Consider the following 13,849-nt stretch of genomic DNA (forward strand, 5'->3'; position numbering starts at 1 on the left):
GCGCGTGGCTCGCGTCGTGCTGCGAGCGGGTTAGACTGTAGGCAGCTCTCCGCGAGGCGGCATCCAGGCCAACTCCCCCAGGACGGAAACGTAGCAAGGGTAACCAGGCTCTGCCGGGTTCGCGGAGAGTCTTAATTTTTCCGGGCGCCTGCGGCGGCGAAGGGGCCGTCGAGCACCGCCCACTGCAGCAGCATGATGGTCTTCGCGTCCTGGATCCGCCCGTCGCGCACCATCGCGAGCGCCTCGTCGATGTGCGGCTCGAGCAGCTCGATGTGCTCGCCGTCCTCCTCGACGCCGCCGCGGTCGCCCGTCCGCGTCGAGGCGTCGTACGGCGCGGCGAAGAAATGCAGGCGCTCGGTGACCGACCCGGGGCTCATGTACACGTCCCACACGTGCTCGAGCTCGCCGATGTCGACACCGGTCTCCTCGGCGGTCTCGCGCCGGATGGCCGTCACGGCGTCGTCCTCGTCGAGGAGGCCGGCGGCCGTCTCGATCAGCATCCCGTCCGGGTGGTCGTTGACGTACACGGGGTAGCGGAACTGCCGCGTCAGCAGCACGGTGCGGCGGGCGGGGTCGTAGAGCAGCACGGTCGCGCCGTTGCCGCGATCGTACGTCTCGCGCTGCTGCGTCTCCCAGCGGCCCGACGGGGTGCGGTAGTCCAGGGTCGTGCGCCGCAGCACGTGCCACGCGGACGCCAGGACCTCCACCTCGGTCACCCGCACGTCCGGGTTGCGGTCGAGGTCGCGCCCCGTGCGGTCGAGCCCTGTCCTGCCGCGGTGGTCGGGGACGTCGATACCGGGCCGGGGCGCATCCATGTCCCGAGGGTAGCCGAGCGCACCGGCGCCCCCGCCCCGGCGCCCGATGCGGCCGCCTGCCTGGCCGAGCACTCCGGCCCGCCCGTAGGCTGGACCGGTGGCGCAGAGCATCTACATCACGTCGGCCGAAGGCCACTCCGGGAAGTCCACGGTCGCGCTCGGCGTGCTCGACGCGCTGAGCCACGCGACACCGCGTGTGGGGGTGTTCCGGGCCATCGCGCGCTCGACGATCGAGCGCGACTACGTGCTCGAGATGCTCCTGGACCACGACGGGGTGGATCTCGCGTACGACGACTGCTTCGGCGTCACCTATGACGACGTCCGCCATGATCCGGATGCCGCTCTCGCGACGATCGTCGAGCGCTACAAGGCCGTCGAGGCCCAGTGCGACGCGGTGGTGATCCTCGGCAGCGACTACACCGACGTCGGCAGCCCCGCCGAGCTGGCGTACAACGCGCGCATCGCGGCGAACCTCGGCGCCCCCGTGCTGCTCGTGCTGGGTGGTCGGTCGGCTCAGAACCAGACCCAGCCGGAGCAGCTGGGCTCGTCGCTGCCGCGCACGCCGGAGGAGGTGGGGCAGATCGCCGATCTGGCGCTCGCCGAGCTCCAGCACGGCCGCGCCAAGCTCTTCGCCGTCGTCGCGAACCGTGCCGATCCCGAGCGGCTCGATGAGACCGTCGCCGCGCTGCGCCGTTCGATCCAGGCGCACTCCCACGAGACCTCCGCCGGCGCCTCGGGCGAGACGGTGCCGGTGTGGGCCCTCCCCGAGGACCGCTATCTCGTCGCCCCGTCGATCCGCGGCATCATGCGCTCGGTCGACGGCGAGCTGATCGGCGGCGACCCCGACCGGCTCACGCGCGAGGCGCTGGCCGTCGTGGTCGCGGGCATGTCCATGGTCAACGTGCTGCCGCGCCTGCTGGAGGGTGCGGTGGTCGTCATCCCCGCCGACCGCTCCGAGGTCCTGCTCGCCACGCTGCTGGCCAACGCGTCGGGCACGTTCCCGTCCATCTCCGGCATCGTCCTCAACGGCGGCTTCGAGATCCCCGAGCCGGTGACGCGGCTCCTGGAGGGCCTGGGCTCCAGCGTCCCCATCATCACCACCGAGCTCGGCACGTACGAGACGTCGGTGCGGATCATGGGCACGCGCGGCCGCCTGGCCGCCGACTCGCAGCGCCGCTACGACACCGCCCTCGCGCTGTTCGAGCAGAGCGTCGACACCGACGAGCTGCTCACGGCGTTCGGCGTCGCCCGCGCGACCGTGGTCACGCCCCTCATGTTCGAGTTCCAGCTCATCGAGCGGGCGCGCGCGCAGCGCAAGAGGATCGTCCTGCCCGAGGGCGACGACGACCGCGTGCTGCGCGCCGCAGCCACGGTCCTCAAGCGCGGCATCGCGGACCTCGTGATCCTCGGCGAGCCGTTCGAGGTGCGCGCCCGCGCGATCGAGCTCGGCATCGACATCAAGGCCGCCGAGGTGCTCTCGCCGCTGGACGCCGTCCACGTGCACAAGTTCGCCGAGGAGTACGCCCGGCTGCGGGCCCACAAGGGCGTCACCGTGAGCCAGGCGGCCGACACCGTCACCGATGTCTCGTACTTCGGCACGATGATGGTGCACCTCGGGCTCGCCGACGGCATGGTCTCGGGGGCGGCGCACACCACCGCCCACACGATCCGGCCGGCGTTCGAGGTGATCAAGACGAAGCCGGGTGTCTCGGTCGTGTCGAGCGTCTTCCTCATGGCCCTCGCCGACCGCGTGCTCGTCTACGGCGACTGCGCGGTCATCCCCGACCCCACCAGCGAGCAGCTCGCCGACATCGCGATCTCGTCCGCCGCGACGGCGGCGCAGTTCGGGATCGAGCCCCGCGTCGCGATGCTGTCGTACTCGACGGGGGAGTCCGGGTCCGGTGCGGACGTCGAGAAGGTGCGGGATGCCACGGCCCTGGTCCGCTCCCGCGCCCCCGAGCTGCTCGTGGAAGGCCCCATCCAGTACGACGCCGCCGCCGACGCCGCCGTGGCCGCGGCGAAGATGCCGGACTCGGAGGTCGCCGGCCGCGCGACGGTCTTCGTCTTCCCCGACCTCAACACCGGCAACAACACCTACAAGGCCGTGCAGCGATCGGCCGGCGCGGTCGCGATCGGACCGGTGCTGCAGGGGCTGAACAAGCCGATCAACGACCTGTCGCGCGGGGCGCTCGTCGACGACATCGTCAACACGATCGCCATCACGGCGATCCAGGCGCAGGGGGAGTGAACGCATGACACCGGTGCTCGTCATCAACAGCGGGTCGTCGTCGTTCAAGTACCAGCTGCTGGACATGGACACCGAGCGGACGCTGGCGTCCGGCCTCGTCGAGCGGATCGGCGAGTCTGTCGGCGTCGCGCGGCACACGGTGTACGCCGCGCCGACGGACGGCGCCTCGCCGACCTTCCTCGACGCCACCCGCACGCGCGAGCTGCCGATCCCCGATCACACCGCGGGCTTCGCCGTCATGCTCGACGCGTTCGCCTCCGACGGTCCCTCGCTGACCGACACGCCGCCCGTCGCGGTCGGCCACCGGGTCGTCCACGGCGGGGCGCGGTTCTTCGAGCCCACCCTCATCACGCCGCTCGTCGAGATCAACATCGACGAGCTCGCCGTGCTCGCCCCGCTGCACAACCCCGCGAACCTCGCGGGCATCGTGGCAGCGCGCGACGCGTTCCCCGACGTCCCGCACGTGGCGGTGTTCGACACCGCGTTCCACCAGACGCTGGCTCCCGCCGCCTACACGTACGCGATCGACACCGAGGTCGCGGCATCCCACCGCATCCGGCGCTACGGCTTCCACGGCACCTCGCACAAGTTCGTCAGCGAGGCGGCGGCGGCCTTCCTCGGGCGCCCGCTGGGCGAGCTCAAGCAGATCGTGTTCCACCTGGGCAACGGGGCGTCGGTCACCGCGATCGACGGCGGACGCTCCATCGACACCTCGATGGGCTTCACGCCTCTCGAGGGGCTGGTCATGGGCACTCGGTCGGGCGACATCGACCCCGCCGTGCTGTTCCAGCTCGCCCGTCGCGCCGGCCTGTCGATCGACGAGCTGGACGACCTGCTGAACAAGCGCAGCGGGCTGCTCGGGCTCGCCGGCTCCAACGACCTGCGCGACATCCGCGCCGCCGTCGCACGCGGCGACGAGCGGGCGATCCTCGCCTTCGAGGTGTACGTGCACAGGCTGCGCGCCTATGCCGGCGCCTACCTGGCGCAGCTCGGCGGCGCCGACGTCATCTCGTTCACGGCGGGCGTCGGCGAGAACGCGCCGCACGTGCGCACGGGCGCGCTGGAGACCCTCGGCTTCGCCGGAGTCGAGATCGATCCGGTCCGCAATGAGGCGCAGGAGCGCGGCATCCGGATCATCTCGACGGATGCCTCGGCCGTGACCGTCCTCGTCGTGCCGACCGACGAAGAGCTCGAGATCGCCCGGCAGACGCTGGCCGTCGCCCGTCCCTGAACGTCACGGGGTGTCGGCTGGGCTCCCGCCCGCATTACGCTTTGCTGAGCGGCGCGACGGAGTGCCGACGCATCCACCCGCTCCCCTCGCTCCCCGGAGGTCCTGTGGCTCCCGACGCCCTGCCCGATCTGACCGCCTTCGACGCCGTGCTGTTCGATCTGGACGGCGTGCTGACGCCCACCGCCGAAGTGCACATGCACGCGTGGCAGACGATGTTCGAGGAGCTGTTCGCGGCCTGGGACATCACGCCGGCGTACACGGAGCGCGACTACTTCGACTACCTGGACGGGAAGAAGCGGTACGACGGGGTGGCGAGCCTGCTGCGCTCCCGCGACGTCGAGGTGCCGTGGGGCGATCCGTCCGACGATCCCTCCGCCGACACGGTGTGCGGCATCGGCAACCGCAAGAACGCGGTCTTCGAACGCGTGCTGCGCGCCGAGGGGATCGCCCCGTACCCCGGGTCGCTGCGGGTGCTGGACCTGCTGGCGGATGCCGGGACTCCGGTCGCGGTCGTCTCGAGCTCGAAGAACGCCGAGGAGGTGCTCGCCGCCGCCGGCATCCGCGACCGATTCACCGTCGTGATGGACGGCGTCATCGCCGAGCGCGACCACCTGGCGTCCAAGCCCGCGCCCGACGTCTTCGTCGAGGCCGCCAAGATGCTGGGCGTCGAGCCCGCCCGAAGCGCCGCGGTCGAGGACGCCATCAGCGGCGTGCGCTCGGCCGCATCCGGCGGATTCGGGCTCGTCGTCGGCGTCGATCGCGGTGTCGGGGAGGACGACCTCCTGGACGCCGGCGCCCATGTGGTGGTGCAGGACCTGGAGGAGTTCGCGCGATGATCAACCGCGATCGGTTCCCCGTCGACCCCTGGCGGTTCGTCGAGAAGTCGTTCGACATCGACGACGCGGGCGTCACCGAGACGCTCTTCGCCGTCGGCAACGGCTACCTCGGCATGCGCGGCAACCACCCCGAGGGTCGCTTCGCCCACGAGCACGGCACGTTCATCAACGGCTTCCACGAGACGTTCCCGATCCGCCACGCCGAGCAGGCGTACGGCTTCGCCGAGGTGGGGCAGACGATCATCAACGCGCCCGACGCGAAGATCATGCGCGTCTACGTCGACGACGAGCCGCTGTCGCTCGACGTGGCCGACCTGCGCGAGTACGAGCGCGTCCTCGACATGCGCGACGGCGTGCTGCGTCGCCATCTCATCTGGGTGACCCCGTCCGGCAAGGAGGTGCAGATCGAGTTCGAGCGGATGGTGCCCTTCGAGGAGAAGCACCTCGCTGTCATGACGATCGACGTCACCGTCCTCAACGCCGACGCCCCGGTGACCGTGAGCTGCCAGATGATCAACCGTCAGGACGGCGAGGACGTCTACGGCGGCACGCCCTCGGCGCCCAAGCGCGCCGGGTTCGATCCGCGCAAGACGGAGCGGTTCCACGAGCGCGTGCTGCAGCCGCAGGAGTACTGGCAGGATCGGCTGCGCTCCGCGCTGTCGTACCGCGCGACGGAGTCTGGCATGACGATCGCGATCGTCGCCGATCACCTGGTCGAGACCGCCAACGAGCACACCTCGCGCACCCTCATCGAGCCCGACATCGCCAAGAACGTCTTCCGTGTGCAGGCGAAGGCGGGCGTGCCGATCCGCGTCACCAAGCTCGTCAGCTATCACACGTCGCGCGGCGTGCCGTCGCGCGAGCTCGTCGACCGCTGCCGTCGCACCCTCGACCGTGCGCTGGCCGAGGGCGTGGACGCGATCCGCGCGCAGCAGCGGTCGTGGCTCGACGCGTTCTGGGAGCGGTCGGACGTGCGCATCGGCGGACACGACGACCTGCAGCAGGCGACCCGCTGGTGCCTGTTCCAGCTCGCGCAGGCGTCGGCCCGCGCCGACGGTCAGGGCGTGCCGGCGAAGGGCATGACGGGGTCGGGGTACTCGGGCCACTACTTCTGGGACACCGAGATCTACGTGCTCCCCTTCCTCGCGTACACGACCCCGCTGTGGGCGCGCAACGCGCTGCGCATGCGCTACCTCATGCTCCCCGCCGCGCGTCGGCGCGCCTTCCAGCTGAACGAGGCGGGGGCGCTCTTCCCGTGGCGGACGATCAACGGGGAAGAGGCATCCGCCTACTACGCCGCCGGCACGGCGCAGTACCACATCAACGCCGACGTCAGCTATGCGCTGGCGAAGTACGTGCGCGCCACGGGAGACGAGGAGTTCCTCTTCCGCGAGGGCGTCGACATCGCCGTCGAGACGGCGAGGCTGTGGGCGACGCTCGGGTTCTGGCGCTCGAACGACGGCGTCATCGACGGCGAGGGCGACTCGTTCCACATCCACGGCGTCACCGGCCCCGACGAGTACACGACGGTCGTCAACGACAACCTCTTCACGAACGTCATGGCGCGGTTCAATCTCCGATTCGCGGCCCGCACCGTGCGCGAGATGGCAGAGATCGACGGCGAGGTGTACCGCCAGATGGTCGACCGCCTGTCGCTGGAGCCCGGCGAGCCCGACGCCTGGGAGCGGGCCGCAGAGGCGATGCACATCCCGTTCAGCCCGACTCTCGGCATCCACCCGCAGGACCATGTGTTCCTCGAGCGCGAGATCTGGGACCTCGAGAACACCCCTCCCGACAAGCGGCCGCTGCTGCTGCACTTCCACCCGCTCGTCATCTACCGGTACCAGGTGCTCAAGCAGGCCGACGTCGTGCTCGCGCTGTTCCTGCAGGGGAACCACTTCTCGGCGGAGGACAAGCTCGCCGACTTCGAGTACTACGACCCGCTGACCACGGGCGACTCGACGCTGTCGGCGGTCGTGCAGGCGATCCTCGCTGCGGAGGTCGGCTACCAGGACCTCGCGCTGGAGTACTTCCGCGAGTCGATCTTCGTCGACCTCGGCGACCTGCACCACAACGCCGCCGACGGTGTGCACGTGGCGTCGGCGGGCGGCGTGTGGACGGCGCTCGTCTCGGGCTTCGGCGGCATGCGCGACCACTTCGGCGAGTTGTCGTTCGACCCGCGTCTGCCCGCGGCGTGGCCGTCGCTGGAATTCGTGGTGCACTGGCACGGCACGCCGCTGACCGTGACGGTCACGCGCGACGAGCTGCGGGTGCGCGCGGGGGCCGGCGACCCGGTGGGCTTCAGCGTGCGAGGCGTCGGCTACGTGGTCGGCGCCGGAGAGCAGGTCGTGGTGGCGCTGGAGGGGCAGGGCCCGGTGATCTCGGGACGCCCGACGCTGCGCGAGCTGGGCGACGCGCGTCGCGAGGACGGCTCGCTGCTGTCGGCGTCGGTGCCCACCGTGACCTCGTCCATCCCGATCGTGGTGGGGGCGGCGGACCTCGAGCAGGGGGTCGACGTCTGAGCCCGCGCCAAGACGCGTCGTGCCGGCGCGGCGAGATCCCGCGTGCCGGCGGGACCGCCCCCGATCCGGCCGCCGGGATGTCGGACGCACGCCGTAGGCTGGGGGAGTGACCACCGCCCTCTACCGCCGCTACCGGCCCGAGTCGTTCGGCGAGATGATCGGGCAGTCGCAGGTCACCGAACCCCTCATGACCGCCCTGCGCAGCGACAGGGTCGGCCACGCGTACCTGTTCTCGGGCCCGCGCGGCTGCGGCAAGACGACGTCGGCCCGCATCCTCGCCCGCTGCCTCAACTGCGCTCAGGGGCCGACCGACACCCCGTGCGGCACGTGCGACAGCTGCGTCGAGCTGGGGCGCGGCGGCGGCGGATCGCTCGACGTGGTCGAGATCGACGCGGCGAGTCACAACGGCGTGGACGACGCGCGCGATCTGCGCGAGCGTGCCGTGTTCGCGCCCGCCCGCGACCGGTTCAAGATCTTCATCCTCGACGAGGCGCACATGGTGACGCCGCAGGGCTTCAACGCCCTGCTCAAGCTCGTCGAAGAGCCGCCCGATCACGTCAAGTTCATCTTCGCCACGACCGAGCCCGAGAAGGTCATCGGCACGATCCGCTCGCGCACGCACCACTACCCGTTCCGGCTCGTGCCTCCCGCGGCGATGCTCGAGTACGTCGAGCAGCTGTGCGCGCAGGAGGGCGTCGAGGTCGAGCAGGGCGTTCTGCCGCTCGTGGTCCGCGCGGGCGGCGGCTCCCCGCGAGACACGCTGTCGCTCCTGGATCAGCTCATCGCCGGTTCCGACCCCGGCACCGGGTCCGAGGCGATGACCGTGCGGTACGCACGGGCCGTCGCCCTGCTCGGGTACACTCACGCCGAGCTGCTCGACGAGGTCGTCGACGCCTTCGCCGCATCCGACGCCTCGGCGGCGTTCGCCGCCGTCGACCGGGTCGTGCAGACGGGTCAGGACCCCCGCCGCTTCGTCGACGACCTGCTGGAACGCCTGCGCGACCTGATCGTCGTCGCCGCGACCGGCCAGGACGCCGCCGCCGTCCTGCGGGGCGTCTCGGCCGACGACCTCACCCGCATGCGACGACAGGCCGACGCCTTCGGCTCGTCGCGGCTGTCGCGCATCGCCGACCTCGTCGTGGGCACGCTCGACGACATGACCGGCGCCACCTCGCCGCGCCTGCAGCTCGAGCTCATGGTCGCCCGCGTGCTCGCCAGAGGGGCGGATGCCGCGCCCGCCGAGCTCCCGGCCCGCGCCGCTCCCGTCCCGGCCGTCGCTCCCGCTCCCGCTGCCCCGGCGGCTCCCTCGGCCGCCCCGGCCGAGCAGCACCCGACGGCGCCGGCGGACGCGCCGACGACGCCCGCGGCCGCGCCGACGCCCGCCGCCGCGCCGGCGCCGGTCCCCGCCGCCGCGCCGGCGCCGGTCCCCGCCGCCGCGCCGGCGCCGGTCCCGGCCGGACCGGTGACCCTGGAGCGCATGAAGGACGCCTGGCCGCAGGTGCTCGGTCGCCTGGAGGACGTCAGCAGGTCCTCGTGGATGCTCGCCTCCGGCGCACGGCTCCTCGGGCTGGACGATGACGTCCTCACGCTCGGCTTCGGGAGCCAGACCGACGTCGTGAAGTTCAAGCACCTCGCCGCCGGCAAGGGCCCGAGCGAGGACCTCCGCCAGGCGATCCTCGCCGAGCTCGGCATCCGGGTGAAGTACATCGCGCGGCACGACTCCGGCGGTGGCTCCGGCGGGCCGGCGGCCCCCGGTGGTCCCGGCGGCCCGGCCGCACCGGACCCGGCAGGAGCGTCAGGCGAGGGTCGAGCGCCCGCGCCCGACCGACCGGCACGGCCGACCGGCGCATCGCCGCAGACGGCACCCGCGGCGGCCCGCCACCACGGCCCGGCACCTTCCGCGTCGGCGGCTCCCGCTCCGCGGTCCCAGGCGAGCGGACCTTCCCGCGACGCCGCAGGCCCCGCACCCAGGGCGTCCGCGCCCGCCGCGCCGCGCTCGGCGACGGGCACCGGCTCCTATGGCGCCCCTGCGGCTGCCGCCCCGGTCACCGAGTGGGCCGTCGCGCCGATCCCGTCCGACGACGACGCGCCCCCGCCCGACCCCGGTCCCGCCGCCATGCCCAGCCAGTTCGCCGTCGACGACGAGCCGGAGGACGCCGGCGCGGCGCCCGTCCGCGTCGCGACGCTCGCGCCCGCGCGCGAGGGCGAGGTCCTGCCGCCCTCCGAGGTCGCACCGTCGATCGAGCGCGACGACGACGATGACGATGTCGATGATGAGAGCGCTGCGATCGCCGACGTCCCCGTGCCCCCCACGGTGGCGCCGCCGCTGGTGCCCTCTGTGAGGACGCGCAACGGCGGCGTGCAGCGGTACGGCGAGGCCGTCGTCCGTCAGGTGCTCGGCGCCCGATTCGTGCGCGAAGAGCCCTACGAGCCGCCCACGAGGTTCAGCTAGGCCATGTACGACGGCATCGTCCAGGATCTGATCGACGAGTTCGGCCGCCTTCCCGGCATCGGCCCGAAGTCCGCGCAGCGCATCGCCTTCCACATCCTGCAGACCCCGAACTTCGACGTCTCCCACCTCGCCGAGCTGCTCAGCGAAGTCCGCGAGAAGGTGCGCTTCTGCGAGGTGTGCGGCAACGTCACGGAGCAGGAGCGCTGCTCGATCTGTCGCGACCCACGGCGCAATCACACCCTGATCTGCGTCGTGGAGGACGCGAAGGACGTCGCCGCCATCGAGCGCACGAGGGAGTTCCGCGGCCTGTACCACGTGCTCGGCGGGGCCATCAGCCCGATCGCCGGCATCGGCCCGGACGATCTGCGCATCACGCAGCTCATGCAGCGCCTCGCCGACGGCACCGTGCAGGAGGTCATCCTCGCCACCAACCCCAACCTCGAGGGCGAGGCGACCGCCACATACCTGAGCCGTCTGCTGCACACCCTCGAGATCGCCGTCACCCGTCTCGCCTCCGGGCTCCCCGTCGGCGGCGACCTCGAGTACGCCGACGAGGTCACCCTCGGGCGGGCGTTCGAAGGGCGCCGCTCGGTCTAGCCGCGATGTCGGAAGTCCGCCGTATATTGGCGGTCGTCCGCCTCGCGGGCGCGGCGGTGTCGGTCCAGTCTTGGTCGACGACGGTCCGATGCCGCGCGGGTGCCGGCATCTGAGACGGAAGGACCCCATGTACTCCTCGCAGCGCTTCGACATGCGTGCGTGGCTGCTCTTCGCCGCGATGGCGGTGCTGTGGGGCATCCCGTACCTGTTCATCAGCATCGCGGTCGAGTCGTACTCGCCGGCGGCGGTCGTGGCGGGCCGCACGCTGCTCGGTGCGCTGCTGCTGCTGCCGTTCGCGCTGAAGCAGAAGGCGCTGCGCCCGGCGTTCTCGAAGATCGGCTGGGTGCTCGTGTTCGGCGCCATCGAGATGGCGGGCCCGTTCCTGCTCCTCGGCCACGCCGAGCAGACCCTTCCCTCCGGGCTCACCGGCCTCCTCGTCGCCACCGTGCCGCTGTTCGCCGCGCTCATCGCCTTCGGCGGCGGCGACCGCTCGGTGCTGAGCCCCGCCCGGGCGATCGGTCTCGTCGTCGGGTTCGTCGGCGTGTTCGTCATCGTCGCGGGGCCCGGCCTGGCCGTCGAGGGCGGAGGCGGACTCCTCGCCGTCGGCGAGGTGCTGCTCGTGGCTCTGCTCTACGCCATCGCGCCGTTCGTCATCGCCACGAAGCTCCGCGATGTGCCTGCGCTCGGCACGATCACGCTCGCGCTGCTCGCGGTGGGCATCTTCTACACCCCCATCGCGTTCCTCACGCAGCATCAGGTCCCGACGGTCGAGAGCACGGTGTCGCTCGTCCTGCTCGCGGTGCTCTGCACAGCCGTGGCCTTCATCGCCTTCTTCGCGCTGATCGCGCGCGTCGGCCCGGTGCGGGCGCCGCTGTTCACGTACGTGAACCCGGTCGTCGCGATCGTGCTCGGCACCATCGTCCTGAGCGAGCCGCTCACCGCCGGGCTGCTCGTCGGCTTCCCCCTCGTCATCGTGGGCTGCTGGCTCGCCGCCACGGGAGGGCGGCTGCGAGCGCCGCGGGCCGAGGCGGAGTTCCCGCCCATCCCGTCGCCGTGACGGGCGATCGGGTCATTCGGGCTCAGCGCAGGACTTCCACAAGCACGATCCACGACACCATCAGCGCGGCCATGACGCCGACGATCGAGCCGACGGCGAACCACAGCAGCCCGTGACCCTGGCCGGCCGCGAGCAGCGCGCCGCCCACGAGATACGCCAGCGGTGCGATGAAGCCCACCGCTGCCTTGCCCGCCCGGAGCCGGTTCCGCGGATGCCGGTTCTCGAAGATCCGTCGCGCAGCCTGCACGGCGAACGCGGCCGCGCCGACCGCCAGCAGGCACATCGCGACGCCGTAGCCCTGCGGGCCGATGCCCGGGATGAGCCCGATGGCCGAGCCGGCCAGCGCCAGGACGAGCCCCGCGATCCCGGCGGCGAGGCGGGCGGTGAGCGAGGCCTCCTTGATGATCTCGGCGATGTTCACGCTCGCCGCCACGATCACCAGGCCCGCGAGGGCGGCCGTCGCGCCCACCATGGCGACGTTGAACTCCGACCAGGCCTCGATCTGCTCCATGGCACGGATGCTAGCGCGCGGCGGCGCCGCCACGCGGCGCAAAGAATCGGAACCTTTCAGCGACACGCCGATCCGCGCGCGCCCCGCGCCGCGTGTTGCCGCAGATCTCCGATCCTGTACTGCGGTGAGCTGGCGGACGCCGCGGGCCCGTCACATGACCGGGCGCGCATGGGCGCGTCCGTAAGATGGAACGTCGGGTGCGGCATCCGTTCCCGCCCGCCCCTCGAGACACGCGTGGAGACTCATCGTGGCGCTCATCGTCCAGAAGTACGGCGGATCGTCGGTCGCCGACGCCGAGAGCATCAAGCGCGTCGCGAAGCGCATCGTCGACACCCGCCGCGCCGGTCATGACGTCGTCGTCGCCGTCAGCGCCATGGGCGACACGACCGACGAGCTCCTCGACCTCGCCGGCCAGGTCGCGCCGATCCCGGCGCCCCGCGAGTTGGACATGCTGCTGTCCAGCGGCGAGCGCATCTCGATGGCGCTGCTGGCGATGGCCATCCACTCGATGGGCTTCGAGGCCCGCTCGTTCACCGGCAGCCAGGCCGGCATGATCACGACGGCCGACCACGGATCCGCGCGGATCGTCGACGTCACCCCGATCCGCCTGCGCGAGGCGCTCGAAGAGGGCGCCATCGTCATCGTCGCGGGATTCCAGGGCTTCAACCGCGACACCCGCGACATCACGACCCTCGGTCGCGGCGGCTCCGACACCACCGCCGTCGCGCTCGCCGCGGCGCTCGAGGCCGACGTGTGCGAGATCTACAGCGATGTGGACGGCATCTTCACCGCAGACCCCCGCGTCGTGCCGAAGGCCCGCAAGCTCGGCGCGGTCTCCGCCGAGGAGATGCTCGAGCTCGCCGCGAACGGCGCGAAGGTGCTGTACATCCGCGCTGTCGAGTACGCCCGCCGCCACGGCGTGCTGATCCACGCCCGCTCCACGTTCAGCTCGGGCGTGGGGACCTACGTGCTCGGCCCGGGGATGAGCATCCCCGACGCCGGAGAGGGAGAAGAGATGGAAGAGCCCATCGTCGCCGGAGTCGCCACCGACCTCGGCCAGGCCAAGATCACGATCATCGGCGTCCCCGACGTTCCCGGCAAGGCGGCCGAGATCTTCAAGGTCGTCGCGAAGTCCGGCGCCAACGTCGACATGATCGTGCAGAACGTGTCGGCGGCCGCCACCGGGCGCACCGACATCTCGTTCACGCTCCCCAAGACCGACGCCGCCATCGCGCTCAAGGCGCTCGCCGGCGACCAGGCCGAGATCGGCTTCGAGAACCTCGTGCACGACGACCAGATCGGCAAGCTGTCGGTCGTCGGCGCCGGCATGCGCACGCACTCCGGCGTCTCGGCGACCCTCTTCGAGGCCCTGAGCGTCGCCGGCATCAACATCGAGATGATCTCGACCTCCGAGATCCGCATCTCGGTCGTGGTCCGAGGCGACGACCTCGCCGAAGCGGCGCGGGTCGTGCACACCGCGTACGACCTGGACGGCGACGTCGAGGCGACGGTCTACGCCGGCACCGGTCGCTGACGCGAGCGGCAGAGGATGACGGATGCCGCGATCCGCGGCATCCCCC

The 13,849-nt window shown here is 71.7% G+C and carries 10 protein-coding genes and 1 other RNA gene; 9 read left to right on the forward strand and 2 right to left on the reverse strand.

Annotated features, from left to right (window positions below; all coding sequences use genetic code 11):
• The first annotated feature begins 40 nt into the window (after window positions 1–40).
• An RNA gene (gene ffs, locus ACZBH1_RS11565) (signal recognition particle sRNA small type) lies at window positions 41–137 on the forward strand.
• On the opposite strand, the gene ACZBH1_RS11570 is transcribed toward ffs, so the two are convergent.
• Window positions 132–815 carry an NUDIX domain-containing protein gene (locus ACZBH1_RS11570; RefSeq protein WP_336394998.1) on the reverse strand — a complete coding sequence of 228 codons (684 nt, stop codon included), beginning with the start codon at window positions 813–815 and terminating at the stop codon, window positions 132–134. The two genes, ffs and ACZBH1_RS11570, sit on opposite strands and share 6 nt — an antisense overlap.
• Before the next feature lie 97 nt (window positions 816–912).
• Here ACZBH1_RS11570 and pta point away from each other — a divergent pair, with 97 nt between their 5' ends.
• The 7 genes from pta (at window position 913) to ACZBH1_RS11605 (ending at window position 11,758) form a co-directional block, all read left to right on the forward strand.
• Entirely contained in the window at window positions 913–3,063 is a 2,151-nt protein-coding gene (gene pta, locus ACZBH1_RS11575; protein WP_463646446.1) for a phosphate acetyltransferase, read from the forward strand.
• 4 nt (window positions 3,064–3,067) lie between these two features.
• Complete coding sequence (locus tag ACZBH1_RS11580) at window positions 3,068–4,294, forward strand: acetate/propionate family kinase (RefSeq protein ID WP_463646447.1); 1,227 nt, start codon at window positions 3,068–3,070, stop codon at window positions 4,292–4,294.
• A gap of 104 nt (window positions 4,295–4,398) precedes the next feature.
• Complete coding sequence (locus tag ACZBH1_RS11585; RefSeq protein ID WP_378884327.1) at window positions 4,399–5,130, forward strand: HAD family hydrolase; 732 nt, start codon at window positions 4,399–4,401, stop codon at window positions 5,128–5,130.
• On the forward strand, window positions 5,127–7,652 hold the full coding sequence (locus ACZBH1_RS11590) for a glycoside hydrolase family 65 protein (protein WP_378884324.1): 2,526 nt from the start codon (window positions 5,127–5,129) through the stop codon (window positions 7,650–7,652). Before ACZBH1_RS11585 ends, ACZBH1_RS11590 begins: the two co-directional genes overlap by 4 nt.
• Window positions 7,653–7,758: 106 nt before the next feature.
• Window positions 7,759–10,104 carry a DNA polymerase III subunit gamma and tau gene (locus ACZBH1_RS11595; protein WP_463646448.1) on the forward strand — a complete coding sequence of 782 codons (2,346 nt, stop codon included), beginning with the start codon at window positions 7,759–7,761 and terminating at the stop codon, window positions 10,102–10,104.
• A gap of 3 nt (window positions 10,105–10,107) precedes the next feature.
• A complete protein-coding gene (gene recR / locus ACZBH1_RS11600; RefSeq protein ID WP_336396757.1) occupies window positions 10,108–10,701 on the forward strand; it encodes a recombination mediator RecR in 594 nt (197 codons plus the stop codon).
• A gap of 127 nt (window positions 10,702–10,828) precedes the next feature.
• Window positions 10,829–11,758, forward strand: coding sequence for a DMT family transporter (locus ACZBH1_RS11605; RefSeq protein ID WP_336396756.1), 930 nt, complete (start codon window positions 10,829–10,831; stop codon window positions 11,756–11,758).
• A gap of 22 nt (window positions 11,759–11,780) precedes the next feature.
• Here ACZBH1_RS11605 and ACZBH1_RS11610 read toward each other — a convergent pair whose 3' ends face one another.
• Window positions 11,781–12,269, reverse strand: coding sequence for a hypothetical protein (locus ACZBH1_RS11610; RefSeq protein ID WP_463646449.1), 489 nt, complete (start codon window positions 12,267–12,269; stop codon window positions 11,781–11,783).
• A gap of 247 nt (window positions 12,270–12,516) precedes the next feature.
• Between ACZBH1_RS11610 and ACZBH1_RS11615 the strand changes: the two genes are divergently transcribed.
• Window positions 12,517–13,803 (forward strand): aspartate kinase, encoded by a 1,287-nt coding sequence (locus ACZBH1_RS11615; protein ID WP_336396754.1) that lies wholly within the window; start codon window positions 12,517–12,519, stop codon window positions 13,801–13,803.
• The last annotated feature ends 46 nt before the right edge of the window (window positions 13,804–13,849 follow it).

This window comes from Microbacterium sp. ZXT2-5, assembly GCF_055329545.1.

Coding starts and splice junctions, on each gene's coding strand:
- ACZBH1_RS11570 (WP_336394998.1), bottom strand. CDS start 815: ATGGATGCGCCCCGGCCCGGTATCGACGTCCCCGACCACCGCGGCAGG.
- ACZBH1_RS11610 (WP_463646449.1), bottom strand. CDS start 12,269: ATGGAGCAGATCGAGGCCTGGTCGGAGTTCAACGTCGCCATGGTGGGC.
- ACZBH1_RS11605 (WP_336396756.1), top strand. CDS start 10,829: ATGTACTCCTCGCAGCGCTTCGACATGCGTGCGTGGCTGCTCTTCGCC.
- ACZBH1_RS11580 (WP_463646447.1), top strand. CDS start 3,068: ATGACACCGGTGCTCGTCATCAACAGCGGGTCGTCGTCGTTCAAGTAC.
- ACZBH1_RS11590 (WP_378884324.1), top strand. CDS start 5,127: ATGATCAACCGCGATCGGTTCCCCGTCGACCCCTGGCGGTTCGTCGAG.
- recR (WP_336396757.1), top strand. CDS start 10,108: ATGTACGACGGCATCGTCCAGGATCTGATCGACGAGTTCGGCCGCCTT.